Origin of the sequence: Nonomuraea phyllanthi, assembly GCF_006334985.2 — a bacterium.
GTDB lineage: Bacteria > Actinomycetota > Actinomycetes > Streptosporangiales > Streptosporangiaceae > Nonomuraea > Nonomuraea phyllanthi.
The window spans coordinates 622,844-647,685 of record NZ_VDLX02000002.1 but is presented as its reverse complement, the minus strand read 5'-3'; the positions used below and the strand labels follow the sequence as shown (position 1 = coordinate 647,685).

Annotated in this window: 22 protein-coding genes; 10 read left to right on the top strand and 12 right to left on the bottom strand. The window is 72.1% G+C overall.

The annotated features are described in order from the left end of the window. Nucleotides 1–24 precede the first annotated feature (24 nt). Together FH608_RS08490 and FH608_RS08485 are read right to left on the bottom strand one after the other, a co-directional pair. A complete protein-coding gene (locus FH608_RS08490; protein WP_139629791.1) occupies nt 25–930 on the bottom strand; it encodes a helix-turn-helix domain-containing protein in 906 nt (301 codons plus the stop codon). A gap of 135 nt (nt 931–1,065) precedes the next feature. Further along, nucleotides 1,066–2,190: a sialidase family protein gene (locus FH608_RS08485; protein ID WP_139629790.1), complete on the bottom strand. Its 1,125-nt coding sequence runs from the start codon at nt 2,188–2,190 to the stop codon at nt 1,066–1,068. A 119-nt stretch (nt 2,191–2,309) separates the two neighbouring features. Between FH608_RS08485 and FH608_RS08480 the strand changes: the two genes are divergently transcribed. Then, a complete protein-coding gene (locus FH608_RS08480) occupies nt 2,310–3,299 on the top strand; it encodes a helix-turn-helix transcriptional regulator (RefSeq protein WP_139629789.1) in 990 nt (329 codons plus the stop codon). Between the two features lie 55 nt (nt 3,300–3,354). On the opposite strand, the gene FH608_RS08475 is transcribed toward FH608_RS08480, so the two are convergent. Beyond that, nucleotides 3,355–3,507, bottom strand: coding sequence for a hypothetical protein (locus FH608_RS08475; RefSeq protein WP_226899152.1), 153 nt, complete (start codon nt 3,505–3,507; stop codon nt 3,355–3,357). 212 nt (nt 3,508–3,719) lie between these two features. Between FH608_RS08475 and FH608_RS08470 the strand changes: the two genes are divergently transcribed. Further along, nucleotides 3,720–4,472, top strand: a complete 753-nt coding sequence (locus FH608_RS08470) for a GNAT family N-acetyltransferase (RefSeq protein ID WP_193318299.1) — start codon at nt 3,720–3,722, stop codon at nt 4,470–4,472. Between the two features lie 15 nt (nt 4,473–4,487). Here the strand turns inward: FH608_RS08470 and FH608_RS08465 are convergent, their stop codons facing one another. The 3 genes from FH608_RS08465 to FH608_RS08455 all read right to left on the bottom strand — a co-directional run bounded on the left by FH608_RS08465 (nt 4,488) and on the right by FH608_RS08455 (nt 8,400). Beyond that, nucleotides 4,488–5,708, bottom strand: a complete 1,221-nt coding sequence (locus FH608_RS08465; protein WP_139629786.1) for a S1C family serine protease — start codon at nt 5,706–5,708, stop codon at nt 4,488–4,490. A 199-nt stretch (nt 5,709–5,907) separates the two neighbouring features. Continuing rightward, the gene (locus FH608_RS08460) at nt 5,908–6,708 is read right to left on the bottom strand and encodes a peptidoglycan recognition protein family protein (protein WP_139629785.1); all 801 of its coding nucleotides are present in this window, start codon (nt 6,706–6,708) and stop codon (nt 5,908–5,910) included. Nucleotides 6,709–6,873: 165 nt separating this feature from the next. Next, nucleotides 6,874–8,400: an outer membrane protein assembly factor BamB family protein gene (locus FH608_RS08455; RefSeq protein WP_139629784.1), complete on the bottom strand. Its 1,527-nt coding sequence runs from the start codon at nt 8,398–8,400 to the stop codon at nt 6,874–6,876. Nucleotides 8,401–8,726: 326 nt separating this feature from the next. Between FH608_RS08455 and FH608_RS08450 the strand changes: the two genes are divergently transcribed. Next, nucleotides 8,727–9,377 (top strand): response regulator, encoded by a 651-nt coding sequence (locus FH608_RS08450; protein ID WP_139629950.1) that lies wholly within the window; start codon nt 8,727–8,729, stop codon nt 9,375–9,377. Here FH608_RS08450 and FH608_RS08445 read toward each other — a convergent pair whose 3' ends face one another. The 3 genes from FH608_RS08445 to FH608_RS08435 all read right to left on the bottom strand — a co-directional run bounded on the left by FH608_RS08445 (nt 9,378) and on the right by FH608_RS08435 (nt 10,616). Further along, nucleotides 9,378–9,626, bottom strand: coding sequence for a hypothetical protein (locus FH608_RS08445; RefSeq protein ID WP_139629783.1), 249 nt, complete (start codon nt 9,624–9,626; stop codon nt 9,378–9,380). 59 nt (nt 9,627–9,685) lie between these two features. Continuing rightward, nucleotides 9,686–10,045, bottom strand: coding sequence for a hypothetical protein (locus FH608_RS08440; RefSeq protein ID WP_139629782.1), 360 nt, complete (start codon nt 10,043–10,045; stop codon nt 9,686–9,688). Nucleotides 10,046–10,202: 157 nt separating this feature from the next. Beyond that, nucleotides 10,203–10,616, bottom strand: coding sequence for an Hsp20/alpha crystallin family protein (locus tag FH608_RS08435; protein WP_226899150.1), 414 nt, complete (start codon nt 10,614–10,616; stop codon nt 10,203–10,205). Between the two features lie 190 nt (nt 10,617–10,806). Between FH608_RS08435 and FH608_RS08430 the strand changes: the two genes are divergently transcribed. Both FH608_RS08430 and FH608_RS08425 read left to right on the top strand, forming a co-directional pair. Beyond that, entirely contained in the window at nt 10,807–11,805 is a 999-nt protein-coding gene (locus tag FH608_RS08430) for a CapA family protein (RefSeq protein WP_139629780.1), read from the top strand. Nucleotides 11,806–11,900: 95 nt separating this feature from the next. After that, nucleotides 11,901–13,223 carry a lipase family protein gene (locus FH608_RS08425; protein WP_139629779.1) on the top strand — a complete coding sequence of 441 codons (1,323 nt, stop codon included), beginning with the start codon at nt 11,901–11,903 and terminating at the stop codon, nt 13,221–13,223. A gap of 93 nt (nt 13,224–13,316) precedes the next feature. Here FH608_RS08425 and FH608_RS08420 read toward each other — a convergent pair whose 3' ends face one another. After that, the gene (locus FH608_RS08420; RefSeq protein ID WP_139629778.1) at nt 13,317–14,750 is read right to left on the bottom strand and encodes a hypothetical protein; all 1,434 of its coding nucleotides are present in this window, start codon (nt 14,748–14,750) and stop codon (nt 13,317–13,319) included. 189 nt (nt 14,751–14,939) lie between these two features. On the opposite strand from FH608_RS08420, the gene FH608_RS08415 reads away from it, so the two are divergent. The 3 genes from FH608_RS08415 to FH608_RS08405 all read left to right on the top strand — a co-directional run bounded on the left by FH608_RS08415 (nt 14,940) and on the right by FH608_RS08405 (nt 17,609). Continuing rightward, nucleotides 14,940–15,506 carry an NADPH-dependent FMN reductase gene (locus FH608_RS08415; protein WP_139629777.1) on the top strand — a complete coding sequence of 189 codons (567 nt, stop codon included), beginning with the start codon at nt 14,940–14,942 and terminating at the stop codon, nt 15,504–15,506. Nucleotides 15,507–15,559: 53 nt separating this feature from the next. Beyond that, nucleotides 15,560–16,528, top strand: a complete 969-nt coding sequence (locus FH608_RS08410) for an ATP-binding cassette domain-containing protein (RefSeq protein ID WP_139629776.1) — start codon at nt 15,560–15,562, stop codon at nt 16,526–16,528. A gap of 244 nt (nt 16,529–16,772) precedes the next feature. Continuing rightward, nucleotides 16,773–17,609, top strand: a complete 837-nt coding sequence (locus tag FH608_RS08405) for an ABC transporter permease (protein WP_139629775.1) — start codon at nt 16,773–16,775, stop codon at nt 17,607–17,609. On the opposite strand, the gene FH608_RS08400 is transcribed toward FH608_RS08405, so the two are convergent. Then, a complete protein-coding gene (locus FH608_RS08400; protein WP_226899148.1) occupies nt 17,581–18,678 on the bottom strand; it encodes a methyltransferase domain-containing protein in 1,098 nt (365 codons plus the stop codon). The genes FH608_RS08405 and FH608_RS08400 overlap by 29 nt on opposite strands. Before the next feature lie 746 nt (nt 18,679–19,424). Between FH608_RS08400 and FH608_RS08395 the strand changes: the two genes are divergently transcribed. Both FH608_RS08395 and FH608_RS08390 read left to right on the top strand, forming a co-directional pair. Beyond that, nucleotides 19,425–20,783: a helix-turn-helix transcriptional regulator gene (locus tag FH608_RS08395; protein ID WP_139629774.1), complete on the top strand. Its 1,359-nt coding sequence runs from the start codon at nt 19,425–19,427 to the stop codon at nt 20,781–20,783. After that, on the top strand, nt 20,780–21,382 hold the full coding sequence (locus FH608_RS08390; protein ID WP_139629773.1) for a YdcF family protein: 603 nt from the start codon (nt 20,780–20,782) through the stop codon (nt 21,380–21,382). Before FH608_RS08395 ends, FH608_RS08390 begins: the two co-directional genes overlap by 4 nt. A 34-nt stretch (nt 21,383–21,416) precedes the next feature. On the opposite strand, the gene FH608_RS08385 is transcribed toward FH608_RS08390, so the two are convergent. Next, entirely contained in the window at nt 21,417–24,776 is a 3,360-nt protein-coding gene (locus FH608_RS08385; RefSeq protein ID WP_139629772.1) for an ATP-binding protein, read from the bottom strand. Between the last annotated feature and the right edge of the window lie 66 nt (nt 24,777–24,842).

The window sequence follows — 24,842 nt, the reverse complement described above, 5'->3', positions numbered from 1 at the left end:
GCCCCACACGGCGAGGTGCCGCGCTCAGAGCGCGTCGATGGCCTTGCGCAGGATGGCCGGGGTGTCGGTCGCGGGCGCGGCGTACACCCCGAGCTCGTCCATCAGCTGCTGGTACGGCAGCACGTCGCCCTCCTTGGCGAGGTAGTGGGCCCCGGCCAGCTGCTCCAGGTAGACCACGTCGTGCAGCCCCGCCTGGGCGAAGCGCAGGATGGTGACGGGGCCGACGCCGCCGGACGTCCAGCCGGAGTCGAACGGCACCACCTGCACGGTGACGTGGGGCTGCGCGGCCATCCGGTCGAGGTGCTCCAGCTGCGCCCGCATGACCTCGCGGCTGCCCACGCGGTGGTGCAGCGCGGCCTCGTCCAGCACCGCCCAGAGCCTGCCCGACATGGGCGGGGCGAGGATGCGCTGCCGGCGCATCCGCACCTCGACGCGGCGCTCGATGCGCTCGGCCGGGTCGCCCTTGTGGCCCACGGTGAAGACCGCGCGGGCGTAGTCCTCGGTCTGCAGCAGGCCGGGCACGAACTGCACCTCGTACGCGCGGATCAGCGCGGCGTCCTGCTCCAGCCCCAGGTAGTCCTCGAACCAGTCGGGCACCACGTCGCGGTAGTCGTGCCACCAGGACGGCTCGTTCGCCTGCTTGGCCAGGGCCAGCACGGCCTCCCGCTCCGCGTCGCCCGCCACGCCGTACAGGGTGAGCAGGTCGGCGACGTCGCGCAGCTTGAAGCTGGTGCGCCCGCCCTCCAAGCGGCTGATCTTGGAGTGGGAGCCGCGGATGGCGTACCCGGCGTCCTCGCGGGAGATCCCGCGGGCCTCCCGCAGCCGACGCAGCTGCGCGCCCACCAGGATGCGCAGCGCGGTCGGCCCGGAGTGCCCGGCCTCGGTCGCGGGTGTCTCGGCCAGGTCGCCTCTGTCGTGAGCGGTCGACATGTCTGCTCCTCGGTCGGCAACGTGCCTCAGTCCGGCCCGCGTCCATCTTGCCACGTCACCTGGGGCAGATCGGATATTTCGCGGCGGGGCCCGCGTGCCGTGCCGCTCAACGCGGCCCCCGCTCGCGACCGTGTGCTAGACCTCTTCGGCCACCCCCAGGTACATCACCCTCGGGTTCGCCGGGTTGAAGCTGATGGAGGTGACCCGGTCGTAGGAGTTGTGGTTGATGGTGACCCGGTCGCGGCGCGAGTCGTACCGGTAGATGTCGGTGCCGAGCGACGACCAGCCGGTGCCGAAGTCGAAGTAGAGCACGCCGGGGTCCGTCGGGTGCGGGGCGAGCAGCGGGCCGTTCTGCAGCGTGACCCCGTTGCCCTGGTCCACGACGGGGGTGAAGGTCCGGCCGCCGTCGCCCGAGCGGTAGATGTGCCGGCCGTCGGACGGCACGCCCGACCCCGACTCCGACAGGTCGAGCCCCATCGCCCAGACGACGTTCGGGGCGGACGGCGAGATCGCGGCGCTGAACACGTTGACCTTGTCGCCGGTCTTGCTGAGCCCGCCGGCCGTGGTCCAGGTCCGGCCGCCGTCGAAGGTGACGCGGACGCCGGTGTCGGAGGCGCCCATCACCACGTGGTCAAGGTCGTGCGGGTCGAACACCGCGGTGTAGATGGTGAGCGTCTCGCTCGGCGGGAAGGCCGGCGTCCCGACGGGCTGCCACGTACGACCGCCGTCGCCCGAGTCGTACAGCTGACCGCCGTCGCCCGCCACCCGCAGATGGCCACCCTGGCCGCGGTCCACGCCGATCCCCCGCACCTCGTTCGACGGTGAAGTCAGCGGGGTGATCTCGCGAGGCGTTACCAGGGAGAGGTTGCCGTCGCGGTCCCAGGCGTAGGCCCGGTCGCCCCCGGCCGCGGCCAGTTCGATGTACCAGCCGCTCACCTTGCCCACCAGGGTCCATGTGCAGCCGGAGTCCGTCGAGCTGAGCAGCCGGTTGTTGGACATGGCGAGCATTTCGTTCGCCTGGTCAAGGGCGACGAGCCCGGTGGTGTAGACGACCGGCTGCAGCGCCTCGCTGGTGGGCGCGATCGTCCGGCCGTCGTTCCTCGTGTACGTCACCGACCCGTCGCCGGTGACCGTCTGGCAGACCGGCGCCCGCCACCCGCCGAGGCTCTCGGCGACGGGATCGTCCTCCGCGGCGGCTGGCAGGGCGACCGAAAGCGTTGTCAGTGCGGTCGCGAGTCCGATGGTAAAAGTTTTTTTCAACACTGCCTCCCCGACAGCCCAATTTTTCCTAGTACGTCCTATCGGGCGGCAGGCGGCGCGGGCCAGGCCAAAAGGCGGCAGGTTTGTGACATTACAGGTATCTGACACACTGGTCGATCATGAAAGACGACGATAACCCGCTTGCGGCCGTCGGGGTCGAGGCAGAGGACGAGCGGATCTACCGCAACCTGCTGCGCCGGCCGCGCGCCACGCTGCCCGAGCTCGCCGCGCGAACCGGCCACACCATGGCGACCCTGCGCCACGTCCTGTGCAGGCTCGAATCGCTCGGGCTGGCCACCCGCATGGCGGGCCGCCCCGTCCGGTACGTCCCCACCAGGCCCGACGTGGCGGTCGACGCCCTCATCTCGCGCCGCGAGGAGGGGCTGGCCCAGGCCAGGCTCGCGGCGCGCGAGCTGCTCGCCGAGACGCCCCGCGTGGAGAACCACGCCCCCGAGGAGCTGGTCGAGGTCGTGCAGGGGCAGGCGGCCGTGGTGCAGCGGTTCACCCAGTTGCAGCAGACCGCGACGCGGGAGCTGCTGGTGCTGGACCGGCCACCGTACGCGCAGGACCCGACGGAGCAGAACGCCGCCGAGATGGAGCGGCTCTCGCACGGCCTGCTGGTGCGCGGCATCTACGACGCCTCGGCCCTGGAGATCCCCGGCAAGCTCCGCCTCGCCCAGGAGTCGGCGGCGGCCGGGGAGCAGGCCAGGGTCAGCCCCGAGGTGCCGATGAAGCTGGCCATCGTCGACCGCGAGACCGCGATCCTGCCCCTGAGCACCGACGCGTCCGCGTCCGCCGACAGCGCGGTCATCGTGCACTCCTCGTCGCTGCTGGACGCGCTGGTCACCCTGTTCGAGATCCTGTGGCGGTCGGCGCTGCCGCTGCCGGCCCTCGGCTCGCCCACCCGGCCGGCGGACATGCCGGACCCCGAGCTGTTCGCGCTGCTCGCGGCCGGGCTCAAGGACGAGGCCGTGGCGCGCCAGCTCGGGGTGAGCCTGCGTACGGTGCACCGGCGGGTCAGCGAGCTGATGGACCGGCTCGGCGCCCGCACCCGCTTCCAGGCCGGCCTCCTGGCCGCACGGCGCGGCTGGTGGGACCCGGAGCCCTGACGGGCGTCCCGCCTGGCGCGCCCCGGCCGGCGCGGGACCGTACGGCGGGCGGGATCTAGGCGGTGGCGAAGCCGGTGCGCCAGCTGGAGTGCTCCGGGGTCCAGCCGAGCGAGCGGGCGAGAGCGTTGTCCGCGCCGCGCTGCCACCCGGTTCGGCCGCCGGCGGGGGCAGGGGCGGGCGCGCCCACGGCGGCGGCCAGCGCGGGCACCCACTCCCGGCCGGGGGCGGGCTCGTCGTCGACGATGTTGACGACGCCGTTCGGCCAGTCGAGCGTGCGGGCGGGCTCGCGAACCGCCCCCTCCGGACAGGCTAGGCCAGACGGATTCTCTACTATTGACCGGCCATGGCCCGGCGATCTGTCCCGAGCTCCCGCTCGGCCCGCCCGGCATGGGACTGGGAATTCTTCGGAGAGGAGCGCGCTTGCTGGGCGCCGATGTGCATGCCTACCTCAGGTCGGCGGCGGGGGACCGGGCCGTCCGGTCGGGGCCGTTCGTGGTCCGGTTCGACGAGCACGACGACGCGCTCCCGTTCAACTACGCCATCCCCGACGACCACGCCGCGCCGACCTCCGGCGAGGTCGCCGCGCTGATCGCGGCGTTCCGGGGGCGGGCCAGGACGCCGCGGCTGGAGTACGTGCCGCAGGCGGCGCCCGAGGTCGAGGACGCGCTGCTCGCCGCCGGTTTCACCGTGGAGGGCCGCTACCCGCTGCTGGTGTGCTCACCGGACGAGGCGGTTGACGCGCCCATGGACGTACGGCTGGACGTACGGGTCGGGCTGGTGACCGACGATGACGCGCTCCTGAAGGTCGCGCGGGTGATGAACGAGGCGTTCGAGGCGCCGGAGGCCACCGCGCACGACGTCGCCCGGCTCCGGCGCGTCCTGGACGGCGGCGGCCTGGTCGCCGCCGCCACCACGGACGCCGGGGAGGTGGTCGGCGGCGGGCAGCTCGGCCGCCCGCACCAGGGGGTGGCCGAGGTCGCGGGCATCGCGGTACGGGCCTCGCACCGGCGGCGCGGCATCGCCGGCGCGGTCACGGCGCTGCTGACCCGCTCGGGGGCCTCGGCTGGCATCGCGACCGCGTTCCTCACGCCCGCCGACGACGGCGCGGCCCGCGTCTACGCCCGCGTCGGCTACCACCGGGCAGGGGAGGCACTCCACGTGTCCCTCCCCTGAGCCGGGCGCGTCCCCTTACTTCTTCTCCTCCATGGTCACGGTCACCGTGCTGGACTTGCCGTTGCGCTGGTAGGTGACCTGCACCTGCTGCCCCACCTTGAAGCCGCGGACCTGCCCCACCACGGTGTCGCCGCCCTGGACCGGCGTGTCACCGATCTTGGTGATCAGGTCGCCCTGCTTCAGCCCCGCCTTCTCCGCCGGGCTGCCCGCCACGACCTGCCGGATCAACGCCCCGGGCACGTCCCCGGTGGCGTCGGTGACGCTCACGCCAAGGAAGACGTGGCTCACCTTGCCCTTGCTGATCAGCTGATCGGACACCTGCTTGGCGGTGTTCACCGGGATCGCGAACCCGAGGTTCACCCCGTCGGCGGCGATCGCGCTGTTGATGCCGACCAGCTCGCCGGCGGCGTTGACCAGGGCGCCGCCCGAGTTGCCGAAGTTGATGGCCGCGTCGGTCTGGATCATGCCGCCCAGCGTGGTGGTCTCGCTCGGCTGCCGCTGGCCGCCCCAGCCCGGCGGCAGCTGCTGGTCCTGGCCGCCGCTGTCGCCGGAGGTCACCGTACGGTCGAGCGCGCTGACGATGCCGGCCGTCACCGTGCCGTCCAGGCCGAGCGGGCTGCCGATGGCCAGCACGTCGTCGCCCACCTTGAGCTGGTCACTGTCGCCCAGCGTCGCCTTGGCCAGCCCCGACATCCCGTCGGCCTTGATCACCGCGAGGTCGGTGGCCGGGTCGGTGCCCACCACGCTGGCCTTGGCCGTCTTGCCGTCGCTGAACTTCACCGTCAGCGCACCGGTCTGCCCGGCCACCACGTGGTTGTTGGTCAGGATCTGCCCGTCGTCCGACAGCACCACGCCGGACCCCTCGGCGGTCTGCCCCTGGATCATCACCACCGACGGCTGGACCTTCTCGGCCACCTCCGCCACCGTGAGCTGGCCCGAGGCCGTGCGGAAGACGGGGCTCGCGACGGTGGCGGTCACGGTCGGCACGGGCTGCGAGCCGCTCGCGACGTAAGCGCCCACCGCGCCGCCCCCGAGCGCCGCCACGGTCAGCGCGGCCATGGCCGCCACCGCGAGCCCGGCGATCGCCTTGCGCGAGAGCATGAACCCCTGCCGCCGTGGCGGAGGGGGCGGCGGCAGCACCGGACCCGGCCGGGTGAACCCCCCGGCGGTGGGCGGCGTGTTCCCGAACTGGCTCCAGCCGCCTGCGTTGTCCTCGCGAGGGGAGTTCGCGTCCATGTCATCTCCTAGAGTCCCGATGACACAAGAATGGCGAACGGCGGGTAAGACCTGGTTAAGTCGAAGATCCAGGCTCCCGGCGCCCTCTGACCCCGTCCTTATCGCCGCAGGCAGCGGGTTCGTGGACGGCGTGAAAAACCTGTCGCCGGGGGCGGAGCCGACGCCACGCCGGCCCGCGCGCCGCTCCCGAGGCCCGAGGTCAGACCCGCAGGAGCGAGGGCCAGGTGCCCGGGCCGACGAACCCGTCCTCCTCGATGCCCTCCGCCTGCTGGAACCCGCGTACCAGCTCGACCAGGCCGGAGTCGTAGCGGGTGGACTTGAGCCAGTCCTCCAGCCCGACCTGCTCGTACGCGGACACGGGCACCCGCCCCCGGGCGAACAGGCACCCCCTGACCGTCTTGACGTCGTAGTTGTCGTCGCCGAGCCTGACCATCGGCAACTGCTTCATGATCTCCTCCGTCCAGGATGGTGACGTCCCTCCGTCGAGGAGGGCGGCGACGGCCCTCCGGAAGGCGTTCATGTCGATCGAGTGGGGGTCCGGCTTGGACGTGTTGACCTCGCGGTGCGCCTTTACCCGCGAGGCCGGCAGGGCGAACTCGCGGCACAGCTCCGCGCACAGCCGGATGTAGGCGGCCTTCTGGGCCTCGGGCCAGGGCTGGCGGCCGTCGTTCTCGGCCTCGATGCCGATCGAGCTGGAGTTGTCGTGCCGCGGCGACGTGCTCGGGGCGTTGTGCCAGCAGCGTCCCGCGGCGATGACGTAGATGTGACCGGACCTGCCGAGCCCGAAGTGCGACAGCGGCCCGTCGAGACCGGGGCGGCCGTCACGGACCACCGCGAGCGACGGGTAGTCGCCGCCGCCTGCCGGGCCGGCGGTGTGGTGGCACACGACGCCCTGCACCTCGGGCTGCGGCCCGTGGCCGCGCGTCTTCCACCCGGCCACCTCGGTCACCGGGACGCCCACGCGCCGGGCGACGTCGGCGAGCTGGGTCAGGTACGGCATGGGGAAACCTCCGTCAGACGTTCACCCGCATCCGCTTTCGTGGTGATGCGGCTACTGTCGGTAGATGCATAGCATGCCCTAATCGGGGGCGTTTAGCGGTGATTCGCGGGATCTTGCGGTCGCCGACGCCTCACGCGCCTTCCCCTGTACCCGTGCCGTCGCCGGTCAGGCCAGGCCGACGATCGTGGCGCTGCGGCTGAAGGCGACCACGACGCCCCCGGCGGCGGGCAGCAGCGTGAAGCGCCCGCCCGGCCCGCCGTCCACGGCCATGTCGAACGGGATGTCCGTGCCGTTGCAGCGGGCCGTGACGGTCATCGAGCCGGGCCCGCTCGCCGTCACCTCGGCCACGAGCGTGCCCTCCTTCAGCCGGAGCACGCGGCCGGAGGCGGCGAGCCCGCCGGCGAGCGGGCGGTCGGCCGCCAGGGTGTCGGCGGCCAGGCCGCCCGGCGTGCTCCCGCCCCGCGCCGCGTCCTCGACCGCCCTGCCGGTCGCCTGGTCCAGCAGCAGCTCCCGCGCGCCGACCCGCAGCCGCAGAGCGCCGAGGTCGGGGGCGGGCAGCAGCTCGACCCTGCCCGACCGCTCGGTCTCGCGCCGCCACACCTCGGTGCCGTCGGCCGGATCGAGGCCCGTCACGACGGTCTCCTCGCCGCAGTCGGACACCACGGCGACGACGTCGCGCAGCACCGCGTACGGCTTGGCCACCCGCCCGTCGACGTGGCAGCCCTTGCGCACGGGACGCTTCCAGACGCGCCTGCCGGGGTCGTCCGGATCCCGCCCGATCATCGTGCCGTCGCGGGCGATGCCGACGAGGCCGTCCGGGGTCGGGTCGGTGTCGGCGAACGGCCGCCCGGCATGCTCGGCCCGGACCTCGCCGGTACGGGCGTCCAGCACGACCGTGCGCCCCCTGGTCACCTCCGCCCCCGCCGCCCGGCCGAAGGTGAGGACCATGGTGCTGCCGTCGGGAGCCACCTCGAAGCCGGTGGCCGCCGCGGCGGGCCTGCGGTAGTGCCACCGCTCGCGGCCCGTACGGGTGTCGAGCGCCACCACGCCGTCGCCGAGGCGGACCAGGGTCTCGCCGGCCGCGACCGCCACCTGCCCGGCGGGCGTGCCGTCGGGCACCTGCCAGCGCCAGGAGAGCCTGCTCACCGACTCGGCCACGGTTTCCGCCGCTGGGCCGCTCGCCGCCGCCGTGACGGCCTCGACCGGCAGCGTGGCGCCGGCGAGCGAGGTCGCGGCCAGCGCGGCGGCCGTGGCGGCCGCCCCCGCGCCCATCCCCGCGAACGGTTTCGCCGTGAAGTCGGGAGCGACCACCGCCACGAGGACGATCCCGGCCGCGACGGTCACCAGGCCCGCGCCGAAGACGATCTCACCCTGTTCGGGCAGCCCTCCGGCGAACGTCCGGCGCAGCCGCCCCACCCCGTACAGGGCGAGCGGCACGGCGAGCACCGCCACCCCGATGGCCCGCACCCGCACGGTGACCTGCGCCTCGTCCTCCCCCGCGTCACCCCCGTGGGCGCGGGCCAGCCTGAAGACGTCGAACGCCAGCCACGCCACCAGCCCCAGCGCCAGGAGGAGCCCCAGACTGACCAGGATCGGCAGGCCGACGGGTAAGGGGCGCCGCAGCAGGTATCCCCACCCTGTCGCGATCACCCCCGCCAGGACCGCCCCCGCCCCGAACCATCCCTTCCCCACGATGGATCCAACGCACGATCTGACAGCCGCGTTCCACTGCCGGATAACGGCTTTGTCGCACTTCGCTGGGTGACGGGAGGGCTATGGTCGGGTCCATGTCGACGCAGGGCCCGGCACCGGCGCGCTCATGGCACGTCGCCGGCACCGACCTGTCGCCGCGGATCTCCCAGCTCACCGCCACCCGCGCGGACGCGCTCGCCGCCGCCGACGACGCCAACGCCGACGCCCTGACCGGGCCGGCCGCGAGCTGTCCGATAACCTGCGTCATCGACGACGAGGCTGACCAGCCCCGAAGGGGGTCCGACCACACTGGATGTGAGCCTGCCATGCGGATTGTGATCGCCGAGGACGACCTGCTGCTGCGTGAAGGGCTCGCGCTGCTGCTGCGCGCCGAGTCGCTGGACGTCGTCGCCACCGCGGCCGACCCGGACGGCTTCCTCGACGCGATCGACGCGCACGAACCGGACGTCGCCATCGTGGACGTCCGCATGCCGCCCACCCACACCGACGAGGGCATCGTCGCGGCGGTCGAGGCCAGGCGGCGCCAACCGGGGCTGGCCGTGCTCGTGCTGTCGGCGTACGTGGAGCAAGCGTTCGCCACCGACCTGCTCGCCCACGGCAGCGCCCGCCTCGGCTACCTGCTCAAGGAGCGGGTCGGCCGGGTCGAGGAGTTCATGGGCGCGCTGCGCCGCGTGGCCGGCGGCGGCACCGCCGTCGACCCCGAGGTCGTGGCGCAGCTGCTCGCCCGCAGCAGGCCCGACAGCCGGCTCGAACGGCTCAGCCCGCGCGAGCGCGACGTGCTGGCCCTGATGGCCGAGGGCCTCGGCAACGCCGCCATCGCCGAGCGGCTCTTCGTCACCGACGGCGCCGTGCACAAGCACATCCGCAGCATCTTCGCCAAGCTCGACCTCGCCCCCACCGACGGCACCGACCGGCGGGTGGCGGCCGTCCTGCACTACCTGGAGAACGGCAGGTGACTAGGCCCCGAGGTCGCGGGCGACGTTGTCCAGCCGGATCGCCAGATCCTCGAGTTGCTGCTCGGACGGCTCGCCCTCCGGCAGCCGGGCCGCGATGTCGTCGCGGCTCGCCACGACCAGCCCCTTGTGCGCGTCGTCCACCTCGTCGGCGGGCAGGACCACGCACTCGCCCCGGACGTACACCAGCGTGGCATCGGAATGCCGCGACGTCAGCAGCTCCCGGACGCAATCACGATCGATGAGAGACATATCTGCTCCTCTGCGACGTACAGCACCACAGCAGGCGCTTACCCAGCAGGCGGCGGCACTCACCCGAACGTCGGCGGGCCCCCGTCCGACCGCGAGCGACGCACGCCGAACACCACCAGGTAGGCGCCCGCCGCCAGCGCCACCGCGGCCGGCGGGATCGCCAGCAGCGGCCGGCCCGCGAAGATCGCCAGCACGGCCAGCAGGATCCCGGCGAGCAGCGCGAGCGCGACGCCCAGCAGCCGCACGCCGAGCCCGCTCGACGGCGCCGGCTTCGGCCACCGGCCGTGCCCTCCGCCCGGCACGTCCGGCACGCCGGTGTCGCTCACCACGCCCGACCGGCTGACCTCCTCGGGCGGCGGCGGCTCGCGCAGCACCGGAGCGTAGAACTCGTCCCCGGGATCGTCGTCTCGCCTCTTCACCCAGCACTCACCTCGCCAGCTCGGCTCCCCGGACGGTGGTGTGCGCGGACGTGCCGCCGCCGGGCGTGTGGCCACCCCCCACGCGCCCGGCCACGACGTCCCCCGGATGTGGCACGATCCAGAACGCCCGCGTGCCCGGTCATGCGCCTCCCCCGGGTCAGCCCTTGATCTCGATGCGGCGGGCGCGGCCCTTCTCGGTCTTGGGCACGCGCAGGGTCAGGATGCCGTCCGCCAGCTCGCCACCGATGTGCTCGGTGTCGGCGTCGGCCGGCAGGATCGTGCGGTAGACGAACCGCCCGGTGCGCCGCCGGAGCACCTTGCCCGTCTCCTCCTCGTTGATCTCCCCGGACACGCACAGCTCGCTGTCGTTGACCTCGACGTTGATGTCCTCCCGCTTGAGACCGGGAAGCTCGGCGCGCACGACGTAGGCGTCGGGCGTCTCCTCCGTCTCCGCCATCGGGCGCCAGGCGGTCACGTCGGTCTCGGTGCCCTGCTCGAACAGCCGCCCCATCTGATCCCACAGTTCCTGGAACTCCGTGACCGGATCCCACGCCCGTCTCTGCCAGGGCACGTTCGCCTGCACCGCCCCGCGATTACGCCTTATCGGCAAAGCCACTGCTTTCTCACCTCCGTGACGGAGGGACGCCATCGTCCCCCCTCCTCCAGATTCATCCCGTCACTACCCGCAATCGGGTTTCGTGAACTGTTCGCGGCGAGGCTGATCGGAGTGTCGAAACCGCAGGTCAGGGCAGCTGAGCGGCATGACCGAGGGAACGGCGCCCGCGGCGGCGGTCACGCTGGCGCTGGCCGGTGACACGATGCTGGGGCGCGGCGTCGCCGAGCGGCTGGAGCTCACCGCCGACCCGGCCGACTTCTTCGACGCGGGGGTACGCGACCTGTTCGCCCGCGCCGACCTGGTGCTGCTCAACCTCGAATGCTGCGTCTCCGACCGCGGCCGGCAGTGGGACCCGCTGCACAAGCCGTTCCACTTCCGCGCCCCGCCCCAGGCGGCGACGATGCTGGCGGAGCTGGGCGTGCACGCGGTCACGCTGGCCAACAACCACGCGCTCGACTACGGCGAGGACGCCCTGCTCGACACCCTCGACCACCTGTCGGCGGCCGGGATCCGCACCGTCGGCGCCGGCGCCGACCTGGCGCGGGCCTGGGAGCCGGCCGTGCTGGAGGCCGGAGGGCTGAGCCTGTCGGTGCTGGGCGTCACCGACCATCCCCCCGATTTCGCGGCCACCGAGCGCAGGCCGGGCGTCGCGTACGCCGATCTCTGCACCGGCGTCCCGGACCGGCTGACCAGCACCGTCGCCGGCCTGGGCGGCGACGCCGTCCTCGTCTGCGTCCACTGGGGTCCGAACATGACCGCCGCGCCCGTCACCCACGTCCGCCGCTCGGCCAGGGCGCTGGTGGGCGCGGGCGCGACGCTGGTGGCCGGGCACTCGGCGCACGTCTTCCACGGGGTGGCCGGGCCGGTCCTGTACGACCTGGGCGACTTCATCGACGACTACATCGTGGACCCGGACCTGCGCAACGACCTAGGGTTGATCTTTCTGGTCACCCTGGACGAGCACGGCCCCCAACGCCTGGCCGCCGTGCCCATCGCGCTCGACCACTGCCGTACGAGGATCGCCGACCCGGCCGAGGCCGGCTGGATCAGGCACCGCTTCGCCGCCGCCTGCGCCGAGCTCGGCACCGAGGTCAGGAGCGAGGCGGGCACTCTCACCGTCGATCTCCGGCCATCCGCGGAGTGATCCGAGCATTTCGGGAGGACGCGCCACTCACCTCCAGTATCCGACTGATCACCCACCGTAAGGTGAGGTCAGTAGCCCACTGAGAGGAGCCGAGCATGGCGCAGGAACCGAGAGTCGACGTCGAGACCCGGGCCACGTCGCTCAGGAGCAGCCTGACCGAGGAGCAGGCCGAGCACATCGCGGACGCGCTCGGCGATCAGGGCGTCTGGTTCGCCACCCCGCGGCCCCGCACGATCGACGCGCCCCGGCCCGACCACGTCTGGGACCTGGTGGGCGACCAGCCGCACCAGGGGCGCACGGCCACCGGCCGGGCCACCGTGTACCTGGCGGAGGGGCACGCCGCCCTGACCCGGCCGCTGATCCTCGCCGACGGCTTCAACTACGGGCCCAGCGACCTCGACGCGCTGTGGAGCCACTTCAACGCCGGCGCCCCCGCCTTCCTCGACCGGCTCCGCGGGATGGGCATCGACGTCATCCTGCTCGGGTTCGACCAGCGGCAGACGTACATCCAGGCCAACGCGGCCGTGGCGGCCTCCTGCGTGCGGCGCGCCATCCAGGAGCGGCAGGGCGACCTCCCGCTGGTCGTCGGCGGCGTCAGCCTGGGCGGTCTGATCACCAGGTACGCGCTCGCGCGCCTGGAGAGCGAGGGCGTCGACCACCAGACCGACAAGTACTTCTCCTACGACACGCCCCACCTCGGCGCCTGGATCCCGCTGGTGCTCCAGCAACTCGCCTACCTCCACGAGTCGGTGCAACCCCGCTCCGACGGCCCTGGGCACGCCGGGCTGATCCGCAGCCCGGCCGCGCAGCAGCTCCTGTGGGGCTGGGTGGAGAGCGAGGACTACTCGGGGCCGGTGACCTCCGCCAGCCCGCTGCGCGCGGAGTTCCTCGACGACCTGCGCGGGGTCGGCTCGTTCCCGATGCGGCCGTACAAGCTGGGGCTGGCCAACGGGGCCGGCGACGGCGCGGCGACCGGCCTGGAGCCGGGCACGCCGGTGTTCGACCTGCACCACGACCCGCTGCAGCTCACCGCCAGGGTCCAGCCCGACATGGGCGAGCTGCAGAACGTCGGGACGATCAAGTTCGGGGCTCCCCTGTGGGTGAGCGTGACCTCGCGGGTGCCGGCGTTCGACGGGGCGCCGGGCGGCACGCTCGACTCGTGGGGCCGGGTGGCCGACGCCATCGGGCTGCCGATCGAGGAGCGGCTGCGCGCCGGCTGCTTCGTGCCGACGGTCAGCGCGATCGCGCTGGCGCAGGACCCGCTCCAGTGGCCGGCCGACCTCCACAGGGACCTCGCCGACCTGCCGAAGGACGAGACGTTCCTCGACGCGTTCCACTGCGACCCGGCCAACTCGGCGCACGGCTCCATGTCGGAGGTGCTGGTCGACTGGTTCCTGGAGCAGCTCGCCGGCTGGTGAGCACCGGTGCCGGCTCGCTCCTGGCTCGCTCTCGGCTCGCTCTCCGGCGAGCCGGCACCCTGTGCTCTGGGGGCCGGCCGGCCCCCTGGCGTGTTACCGCATGGCGCGGTGCACGCACAGGAGCTGGTCGCGGGTGGCGTTCCTGTCGCGGTAGGCGATGACGGCGGGTGCCTCGGCGGCGCGATGGCCGGGCAGCCGCTCGGCCGCGCTCCAGCCGGAGCCGTCGAAGAGCGTCCACCACAGGCTATTGTCGGAGCCGTCGCGGTAGAGGCAGTAGATGCGGTCCTTGTAGACCGTCAGCGCCGGGCCCTCGGCGGCGGACTGCCCGGCCGTCCCCTCGGCGGCCGGCTGCCTGGCCACCCGCTGGCCCGGCGTCCAGTCCGAGCCGTCCCAGCGCGTCCACCACAGGGCGGCGTCGTCGCCGGTGTAGACGCAGTAGAGGTGACCCCGGTAGACGGCCAGCGCCGGGTTCGACCGGCAGGCGTGGTCGGGCAGCTGCCGGCAGACGCTCCAGCCGGAGCCGTCCCAGCGGCTCCACCACAGGGCGGCGTCCGTACCGGCGTGCACGCAGTAGAGCCGCCCGTCGTAGGCGGCCAGGGCCGGGCTCCCTGCGGCCGGGTGGTCGGACAGCCTGGTGTCGGGGCTCCAGGAGGTGCCGTCCCACCGCGTCCACCACAGCATGTCGTCGCCGTCGCCGCGGTGCACGCAGCAGAGCTCCCCGTCGTACGCCGTCAGCGCCGGGGCCGAGTCGCTGACGTGCTCGGGCAGCTGCTGGTCGGCGCTCCAGCCCTCCTGCGGGTCGTACATCGCCCACCACAGGGCCGGGTCGCCCTCCTTGCCCCGGTGCACGATGAACAGCCGGTTCTGGAACTCGGCCAGCGCCGGCTCCGACACCTCGAAGTGCTCGACGAACCGCTGCTCCGGGCTCCACCCCTCGTCGGGCTCGTGCACCGCCCAGTGCAGCGGCGCGACGGCGCCGCGGTCCTCGCGCGCCGGCACCAGCATGGCGGGCGCCACCCAGGGCGAGGCCAGCTTCACGCCGTACGGGCGGGCGACCGCGGTGATCCAGTCGGCCCTGGCCCGCACCTGCCGCTCCACGGCCGGGGCCAGCGAGGAGCCGAGCACGATGGCCGCGCTCTCCCCGATGAGCTGCGGGATCTCGGCGGCCAGCAGCGCGGCGCTCTCGTTGAGGTGGACCTCGAACCCCCACCACCTGCGCACCGGCCAGACCTCCGCGCCCATGGTGCGCAGCTCGCCCTGCAGCTCGCGCAGGCGCGCCCGGTCCTTGGCGGGCAGCCCGGCGATCTGGCGCTCGCTCTCCCGCCTGGCCGCGGACCACTCGCTGTCGGACGCATCCCTCGCCGGGGCGTCGTCGCGCACCGGGGCGTCGTCCAGCAGCTCGCTCTTGACGGCCGCGTCCACCGCGGCGGCGGCGACCGGGTCGTCCGCGCTGTGCAGCAGCGCGACTTCCTCCCCCACCACCTCGGCGTCGAGCTCCGCCCTGTCGGCCCGGGTGTCATCAGTCATGTCCAGCCCCCCTGGAGTGATCCGCACCATGCGATGCGTACGTGCACGAACCTCACCCATGGTAACCATATGTAGCCATCTGATTACCCTTGGCCCTGGAGGGCGGGATCCGCCCGCGCGCCGCTAGATCTGATCTAGCGGGCCTTCTAGCGCCTCCTGAGTGACGGTGCGCGGAAGGGAGGGCACGGCATGGATCCGTTGCGAGTCGCGGTGATCATCGGCAGCACCCGGGTGGGCCGCGCCGGCGACGCGGTCGGCGCGTGGTTCGCCGAGCGGGCCCGCCGCCGCCCCGACCTCGCGGTCGAGGTGCTCGACCTGGCCGGCTACGCCTTCCCCCGCTGCTACCCGGAGGAGGCCACGCCCGACATGTGCAGCTTCGCCGGATCCGTCGGGGAGGCGGAGGCGTTCGTCGTGGTCACCCCCGAGTACAACCGCAGCTTCCCCGCCTCGCTCAAGCAGGCGATCGACTTCGCCTACGACGAGTGGCAGGCCAAGCCCACGGGGTTCGTGGCGTACGGGTCGGGGTCCGCCGGCCTGTACGCGGTCGAGCAGCTCCGTACCGTCTTCTGCGCCCTGCACTCCGTGACCATGCGCGACTGGGTGGGGCTCGACCTGCTCGGCGACGACGTCGACGACCACGGGCGGCCCCGCGACACCGACGACCGCCTGCGCGCCGTCGCCGCCATGCTCGACCAGCTCGCCTGGTGGGGCCGCGCGCTGCGGGCGGGCCGGCACGCGCAGCCGTACGTCTCCTGATCCGTCCCATGATCCATCCTGATTTGTCCTGATTCGTCCCTGAAAGGACTTAAATGCCAGATCCAGCGATACAGACCTCCGGCCTGGTCAAGGTCTTCGGCGACACGCGCGCCGTGGACGGCCTCGACCTGTCCGTCCCCTCCGGCAGCGTGTACGGCGTGCTCGGCCCCAACGGCGCGGGCAAGACGACCGCCGTACGCATGCTGGCCACCCTGCTGAGACCCGACGGCGGCGAGGCCACCGTGTTCGGGCACGACGTGGTGCGTGAGGCCGACGCCGTACGCAGCCGGGTCAGCCTGACCGGCCAGTACGCCTCCGTCGACGAGGAGATGACCGGCGCCGAGAACCTCATCCTGCTCGGCCGCCTCCTCGGCCACCGCAAGCCGGCCGCCAAGGAGCGGGCGGCGGAACTGCTGGAGGCGTTCGGCCTGACGGAGGCCGCGGGGCGGCAGGTCAAGACGTACTCAGGAGGCATGCGGCGGCGCATCGACATCGCGGCCAGCATCCTCAACACGCCCGACCTGCTCTTCCTCGACGAGCCGACGACCGGCCTCGACCCGCGCAGCCGCAACCAGGTCTGGGACATCGTGCGCGTCGTCGTCGCCCACGGCACGACCGTGCTGCTGACCACCCAGTACCTCGAGGAGGCCGACCGGCTCGCCAGCCGCATCGCGGTCATCGACCACGGCAAGGTCATCGCCGAGGGCACCCCGGGCGAGCTGAAGTCGTCCGTCGGCTCCGGCTCCGTACACGTACGGCTGCGCGACCCGGCCACCCGCGGCGAGGCCGAGCGCCTGCTCGCCGAGACGCTGGACGCGCCCGTCTACCTGGAGGCGGACCCCGTGGCGCTGACGGCCCGCATCACCGGCGACGGCGCGGAGGCGGCGCAGGCCGCCCGCGCCCTCGGACGGCTGGCCGAGGCGGGCATCGTCGTCGACGACTTCTCGCTCGGCCAGCCCAGCCTGGACGAGGTCTTCCTGGCCCTGACCGACCACCCCGCCACCGAGGAGCAGGCAGCTTGACTTCCTCCCCACAGCTGGAGCCCGGGGATTCCGACCCCCGCGGGTTGGGTTTCCTGCTTCACCGCCAGTCGCCCGCCGAGCTTGCGCCCTTGAGGTCTTACACCGGCTCCACAGGCGTTTCAGCTCTCCGCCAGCCCGGCGGCGAGCACATTCCTGGCCGCGTTCACATCCCGGTCGATTTGCGGCGCTGTGCCGCGTTTCCCCCAGGGCTGAACCCCAGCTTCTTCACGCTTAAGGAGATTCGATGAGCACCACCACCGAGACGACGTACGCGCCCGCGGCCGAGATGCTCGGCACGGTCCTCGCCCCCGGGGTCAAGCCGCCGCGGCCCAGCGCCTGGTCGGCGTCCCTCACGTTCGGCTGGCGAGCCGTCCTGAAGATCAAGCACGTGCCGGAGCAGCTGTTCGACGTGACGGCGTTCCCGCTGATGATGACGCTGATGTTCACCTACCTGTTCGGCGGCGCGCTGGCCGGCTCGCCCACCGAGTACCTGCAGTTCCTGCTGCCGGGCATCATGGTGACGAGCGTCGTCATGATCACTATGTACACCGGTGTGGAGGTCAACAAGGACATCGAGAAGGGCGTCTTCGACCGCTTCCGCACTCTGCCCATCTGGCGCCCCTCCACCATGGTCGGCTACCTGCTCGGCGACATCCTGCGCTACACGATGGCCTCGACGGTCATCCTGCTGGTCGGCCTGGTCCTGGGCTTCCGCCCGCAGGGCGGCGTCGTCGGCGTGGTGATCGGGATCCTGGTGCTGCTGGGGTTCTCGTTCGCCTTCTCGTGGATCTGGACGATGTTCGGGCTGCTGCTGCGCAGCGAGAAGTCGGTGATGGGGGTCAGCATGCTGGTGCTGTTCCCGCTGACCTTCCTGAGCAACGTCTACGTGGAGCCCTCGACCATGCCCGGGTGGCTGCAGGTGTTCGTGAACGTGAACCCGATCACCCACCTGGTGGCGTCCGTACGGTCGCTGATGGCGGGCACACCGGACGCCGGGGAGCTCATGTGGGTGCTGGTGGCGTCGGTGCTGATGATCGCCGTGTTCGGCACCCTCACGATGCGGCTGTACAACCGGAAGTAGCGATCACCCGGTCGGAACTGTCCAACCACACCCGCTGCCCCTCCGGCGTCACCGTCATCCCGAACCGGTCACGCCCCGGCTCACCCCACCCGACCCACCGGAAATAGGCGTCGGTGACCTCCTCCCAGAGAGGCCGCTCGCCCATCTGGTAGACGGTGTGCTCGGACTCGCCACGTTCGTGCACACCCACCGCCCACTGACCGGGATCGCCGGGATCCAGCACGTACACCAGAAACCTGGAGTACTGGCGGCTCGTGTGCGCGTACAGGCCGGTCATGGCCGCCATCGCCAGGTCGGCGCCGGGCGGCGCGAGCCCGATGGTGCGCGGATGCACCCGGGTGGCGAGCCGCCGCCCGCCGCCGTCATCGCCGACGTACGGTATGGGCCGCTGGGAGCGCATCATCATGTAGGAGGCGTACCCGGGGAAGCGGCCGACCGCGGTGCCGTCCGGCAACGCCACCAGTCGCAGCGCGTGATCGTCGCCGAAACCGGGGCAGTACGGGGCCACGATCACGCCGCCCGGCCGGCACTGCTCGACCCACGCGTAGGGAACGGTGCGGATACCGCAGGTGACGTGGACCCGGTCGTACGGCGCCCGCTCAGACCAGCCCTCCGCACCGTCACCCACCACCACCCGCACCCCGGCTCCGGCCTCGGCCTCGGCCTCGGCCTCGGCCTCGAAATCAGCGAGATTCTTGGCCGCCTGCTCCGCGACATTCCCGTCTATCTCAACCGACGTCACACCGCCGTGAGAGCCGACCAGATGCGCGAGCAACGCGGCCGTCCACCCCGTCCCGGCGCCTACCTCCAGCACCTGATCGTCTGGCTCGGGGTCGAGCAGCTGCAGGAAGTGCGCGACCGTACTGGGCGCGGACGAGGACGAGGTGTACGCGCCCGCTCCGGCCCTGATGTCAGTGCCGCCGTCGTCGAGCTGGGTCACGATGGGGGCCGGGGAGTAGACCGTGTCCCACCAGGTGCCGGGATCGGCGATCCGATCGATGACGAACGCCTCCTCGGAACCGCCGGGGGCGGCCAGCGCCACATCGGGGACGAACCGATGGCGAGGCACCGCACGAACGGCCTCCCTCACGAAATGCGGAATGTCTTCGACGCTGTCGATGTACTCGACCAAACGCTCGATGCGCCGGGCGACAGCCTCATCCACTACTTCTTGCCGCCCTTGTCCTTGCCATCCCCATGCTTGCCGCCCGACTCCCTGTGGCTGTCGGGCGTGACCTTGCTGGGGTCTGGCTTGAACGGTTGGCTCTTTGGGCTCTGAGGGTCCTCATGCCTGCCCATGCCGGAATCCTCTCTGTCTCTCACCGTGATCGTAGGACTACACTTTGAATCGGGACAAGGCATAATCAGCTCACCCGGTCCTGCGGCCGAGCCGGCAAGGTTCCGTCATGCCGCACCCGGCAATCTCCTCGTGCCAGACAGTCGTTCCTGACATCGGAGCTCCTGCTCCAGATGCTTGTACAGCTCGGACACGGTCGCACCGCACCGTACGTTGGAGAGCGCACTGTGAGCAGGCACCAGAACGGTTCGGAACGCGATGTAGCCCCCTCCGGCACCAGCCATGATCTCCCAGCCCGGAAACCTCTTGGCCGACGTCAAAAACGCCCGCCGTCTGGAACCACAGCCCGTACGATCGGCGGTACCGTCGCTCTCACTGATCATGATCGTCTGCGCCACTTGTAACTGGGCGATACCTGTGCAGCATGCGCCGATTGCAAGCACGATGGAGGGGCACACCCTGCGTGCCCACACCCGTGCCCACACCCTGTCCACGCGCCAACCGAAAAGGATCTCCAGGTGGAAGCACCAGAGCTCCCGCTTCCCGACCTCTTGAAATACCTGCGCGACGCGGCAGGGATGACTCAGCAGCAGTTGGCGGACGAACTGTGCGCCCTCACCGGTACGTTCACCCTCACTCGCCATGAGGTCGGCCGGTGGGAGCAAGGCCGAGTCAGACCGCGCGCGTGGCTCCCCGCCCTGGCGAGCCTCCTGGATGTCGATCTGGAAACCCTGCGGCGAGCGCCGGGTAGAAGACCATCAGGCGCTCCTGACGCTGATCCGTGTAACGATGTGGAGCAGGTGAGCGAGGTGCTACGGCGGACGTTGCTGAGAAAGGGAATCGCGGCCGTCAGCATTCCCGTCATAGGCCTGCACCGGGATCACCGCGTCATCCAGGCCCTCGACGCGATAGCCGACGATCATGTCGGTGGAGTCATGGACAGCATCGGCGAACTCATCGACCACTACGCGCTGACGATCTGCGCTCTGCCTCCGGCGGATGTATACGACGAACTCCTCGCCGTCAGGTCGTATGCGAACTCGATTCTCGACCGCGCCGGTTCCATGTCGTCGCGTACGGACCTGACACTCGCAACTGGCCGACTATCCCACCTGCTCGCGGTAGCCGCATGCGACATGGGTGAGCATGCGACGGCTCGGGTGTGGTGTTCCGACGCCGAGCGTCGCAGTCGAGACGTCAACCATCCCGAACTGGCGGCATGGTCCGCTCTGACAGGAGCGATGATCGCGTGGTATCAGGGCCAGCCGCGCCAGTCGGCGACGCTTTCCGCCAAAGGCCGACACAGCGCTCCGGAGGGAACGGTCGTCTACGCCAAACTCGCGTCTCAGGAGATGCGTGCGGCGGCGATGGCCGGTGACGTCGACCGCATGACACGCGCCAGGCATCGCGCGGGAAGGGCAATCGCGGCGCTTCCCTCCGATACTCCGATTACGGGTGCCTTCTCCATCGCTCTGGCCGAGGACCCGCCGTACACCGCGACGTCGCTGGTGTTCTTGGGTCGTTGTCAAGAGGCTGTAGCCGCGACCAACCGCGTGATCCAGACCGTGTATCAACCCGAGGCGCGTCAACGCGGCGAGCACCCGTCCGGCTACGCTCGTGCCCTGCTCATCCTGGCGCTCGCCGAGGCCGGCCCCGGCCGCCTGGACGAGTCCCTGACGGCTGGTCACGCCGCGCTGACGGGCAGCCGTCCGGCATGGCCGACCATGGTGCTCGCCGGCCAACTCGACAGGGTCCTGACACGAGACTTCCCCGATGCCCGCGAGACTGCGGACTACCATGCCCGCTACCTGGAGGTGGCCGGCGTTCCGGCAGAACGCCGATCGCAGACTCCTGGCCCTGAAGGGAGTCACACATGATTGACGACATCGGTTCTGAACAGATCGCCGCCATCACCGCGTACGTCGACACCGAGGCCCTTCCTCCAGAGCGGCGGCCTACGGCGCATATTCTCTTCGGCACCAACCAGGCTCGGCCTGCCGAGATCGCGGCCGAGCGATACCACCAAGGGCTCGTGCCCCTCATCATCTGCACGGGCGGCGTCAACCGCCACAACGGCATCGTCGAAGGGCGCATGTTCCGCCGCCTGCTCCTTGACCGAGGGGTGCCCGATGACGTGATTCGTTACGAGGATCGATCGGCCAACACGTGGCAGAACGTCGAGTTCGCGCTGCCATTCCTGCATGAGGCGTTGGAGAAAGGACTCGCGGTCACGGCGGTCTGCAAGTGGTATCACCGCCGTGCGGTCCACGCGTTGAAGACTCTCACGCCTGACATCGGCGGCTTCTACGCCATCACGTGGGATCCGGTCTATGCTGGGCAACCCGTTACGCGCGAAAGCTGGCCGGTCATTCCCGATGGCAGGCGCCGGGTCATTCGCGAATGGCAAGAGGTGCCCCGTCGCGTCACCCAGGGCGGTTTCCAGGACACGAATATCGCGGACGGCGCATGGCGCTGAATCCGAATCCCAGGTCCGAGAGGCCGGCCGGCTGTCAGAGGCGCCAGGTGATGGCGTCGGCAGGCTGGTAGCGGCAGGTGGAGCCGGTGGAGACCGTGGCGCGGAGGTGGGCGGCCAGCTCGGGGTGGGCGTGGTCGAGCTTGCGCAGCGTGTCGCGAATGCGGGCGGTGACGGTCTTGCGGGCCCGTTCCGCCTCGTCGCCCAGCCGTCGCGTGCGCCCGCCGAGGCCGGCCGCGGTCCGCAGTTCCTCCAGCAACGCGGCCCGCTCCCTGTCGAACTCGGCCGCGCGCCGGTCGTCGCCCAGCTCCACGGCCCGGTCGATCTCCTCGTCGAGCTGGGCCAGGCGGCGGTGGTAGCGGGTCTTGGCCTCCTCGTCGAGCACGGCGTCGCCTCCCATCCGGCGGGCCGCCACCACGAGCTCGCCGCCCTCCGGGTCGAGCAGGCGTACGGCGGGCACGTCGTCGCCGGGGCGGCCCAGCAGCCTGTGCAGGTCGCGCAGGCCCTTGGCGTCGGGCATGTGGGCGGTCCGGCCGGCGAACGTCAGTGACCAGACCTCGCCTTCCCTCCTGAACTCCCTGCCGAGCCGACCTGCCCCGCCATCCGTGACGCCGCTGTCCACAGCGTCAGTGCCAGTGGAACCGATGTCCGAGGCGCCCTTGCCCTCATCCCGCGGCTGGAGCTGGGGCTGCGGTGAGGGAGGGTCGTGTCGTGGGGCGGGCAAGTCTCGCCGTAGGACGGCCGGGTCGCGCTGTGGGGCGGTCGCGTTCGGGTCTGGGGTGGGCGCGTGCGGGTCTGGGGTGGGCGTATCGATGTCTGACGTGAGGGGCGCCGGGCGGGTGGCCTCGGCGACATGGCCCATGCCCAGCTCACCGGCCTCGGCGACGTGGCGCATGCCCAGCTCGCCCGCCTCCCCGCGCACCTCCGCGAGCAGCCGCTCCGCCGTCTCCGCGTCGCCGGGCGCGCCGCGGGCGAGCAGCGTCGAGGCCAGGTGCGCGCGGGCGAGGAGCGACCACGGGCGGGCCCGCATCCCGTCGGCCGAGCGCCAGGCCGCCGTGAAGCCCTCGACGGCCTGCGGCCAGCGCTCCTCGGCGGCGTCGACCATGGCCAGCCACAGGTCGTAGGGCCCGCTGACGTCCCAGCCGAACATCGACACCACCCACCGCCCCCGGTGCGGCTCCAGCGCGGCCCTGGCCTGGGCGCACAGGCGCGGGTCGCGGGTGGCCGCCGCCACCTCGGCCTGGAGGCGCAGCCACAGCGGACGGGCCATGCGGTCGCGCGGCTCGCCCTCGGCGAAGTGGCGCAGCGCGGTGTGCACGTCGCCGAGCTGCAGGGCCGTGAGCGCCTCCAGCACCCACCGGCACGGGTGCTCGGTGCCTCTGAGCGAGTGCAGCAGCTCCTGCGCGGCCTCGACGGCCCCCTGCAGGGACGCCATCGCCCACCGGTGGTGGATGACCATGAACGAGAAGTGGTCGTGCAGCGGGTCGATCGTGAGGTCGGACAGCGCCGACTCGGCCTCGGCGAAGCGGCCGGTGAGGGCGGAGACGATGCTCAGGTCGACGGAGGTGGTCAGGTTGAGGTGGGCCCGGCCGCTGCGCCGGCCGCCGGCGGCGTAGTCGTGAAAGGCGTCGAGGTAGCGGGGATCGCCCTGCTCGATCATGGCGACCCAGCGCAGCGCGGCGGCGAAGTGCGCCAGCTCGGCGTCGGCGGTGCGCCTGGCCACCTCGATCAGCTCGCCGGTCAGCGCCATCCGCTCCGCCGCCGTGTCGGGGCCCCAGATGATGTCGTGGTGCGCCCACAGGCTGAACACCAGTGCGGCGTCGTCGCCGCCCTGCCTGGCCAGGCTGACGAGGTGGAGGACGAGGTCGAGCGCCAGCCGCTCGTCGGGCACCGAGCCGCCGACCAGCCGGGCGTGCGCCTCCCGCAGCAGGTCAAGGGCCTGGTCGTGGCCGTAGAAGGAGTGGAACGTCAGCGCGACGCGGGCCGGCAGCTCGGGGTCGTCGAGCTCGCGGGCGATGCGGACGGCCTCGTCGAGCACCTCGCGGGCCTGGTCGCGCTCGCCGAGATGGAGCAGGTCGCGGCTCAGGTCGAGCCCGACGATGGCCCGCCTGCGCCGGTCGAGATCGGCGCAGAGCTCATAGGCCCGGCGCTGGTGGCCGAGCTGCTCCTCGGCCGCCAGCCGGCTCTTGGCGTCGTTGGCGGCGTCGAGCAGCAGGTCGACGACCCGCCCTCCGTCGAGGCGGTCGCGGGCGAGGTAGGCGTGCCTGGCCAGCTCGCCCGGCAGCATCCTGCCCGCCGTGCCGGGCGCGCGGTCGAGGGCGCGGACGATGGCGCCGTGCAGCTCGGCCGGGTCGTCGAGCGAGTCGTAGAGGGTCTCGCGTACGAGATCGTGGACGAACGCGAACACGCCGCCGCCCTTGGCCACCACGAGCTTGGCCACCACGGCGAGCTCCAGCAGCCGGTCGACGTGCGCGACGGGCGCCGCGACGGCCGCGGCGAGCACCTGCCGGTGGAACTGGCGCCCGAGCACCGCCGCCGCGGGCAGCAGCTCGGACACCTGGCGCGGCAGCAGCGACAGGCGGCGCAGCAGCGCGTCGCGCACGCCGGGGGCGATGGCCCCGGCCGAGCCGCCGCTGCGCCACAGCCGGGCGGTCTGCTCGACGAAGAACGGGTTTCCGCCCGTGCGCAGGTGGACCTCCGCGACCAGCTCGGCGGGCGGGTCGTGGCCGGCCGTGCGGGTCATGAGCGCGCCGACGCCCGCCTGGTCGAGCCCGGTGAGCGTGATGGTGGTGGCCCGCGCGACGAGCGGCGACAGCAGGTCGCGCAGCGGATGGTCGACCGGCTCGACCTCGGCGTCGCGGTAGGTGCCGATCAGCAGCAGCCGCTCGAACCAGGTCTGCTGGGCGGCGAACTCCAGCAGCCGCAGCGAGGCGGGGTCGGCCACGTGGAGGTCGTCGATGACGACCACGACCGGGCGCCGCTGGGACAGCGAGACGAGGGCGGAGGTGACCGCGTCGTAGAGCCGGAAGTCGTCGATGGCCCCCTCGCGGCCGGCGCCCTCGCCGAGCAGGGCGGCCAGGCTGCCGCCCGCCGCCTCCTCCGCGGCGGCCCACTCGCCGGGCTCCGCGACGCGCCGGAGGGCCCGGATGACCTGGACCCACGGCCAGTAGCCCGGGGCGCTGCCGGAATCCCAGCACGCGCCGCCGACCACCAGCGCGCCCTGCCGCCTGGCCTCACCCGCCGCGCTCGTGACCAGCGTGGTCTTGCCGATGCCGGCCTCGCCGGTGACCAGGACCAGGCCGCCGTGGCTGCCGACCACCCGGGCGATCTCGGCACGCATCAGCGCGGCGGGGTGCTCCCTGCCGATCAGCTCGTGTGCGCCGACGTCGATAGCCATGACGCTTGCACGCTATCCGCCGGTGCCGACAATTTGCCATCGCGCTGATCCGGGGCTTATCGCCGC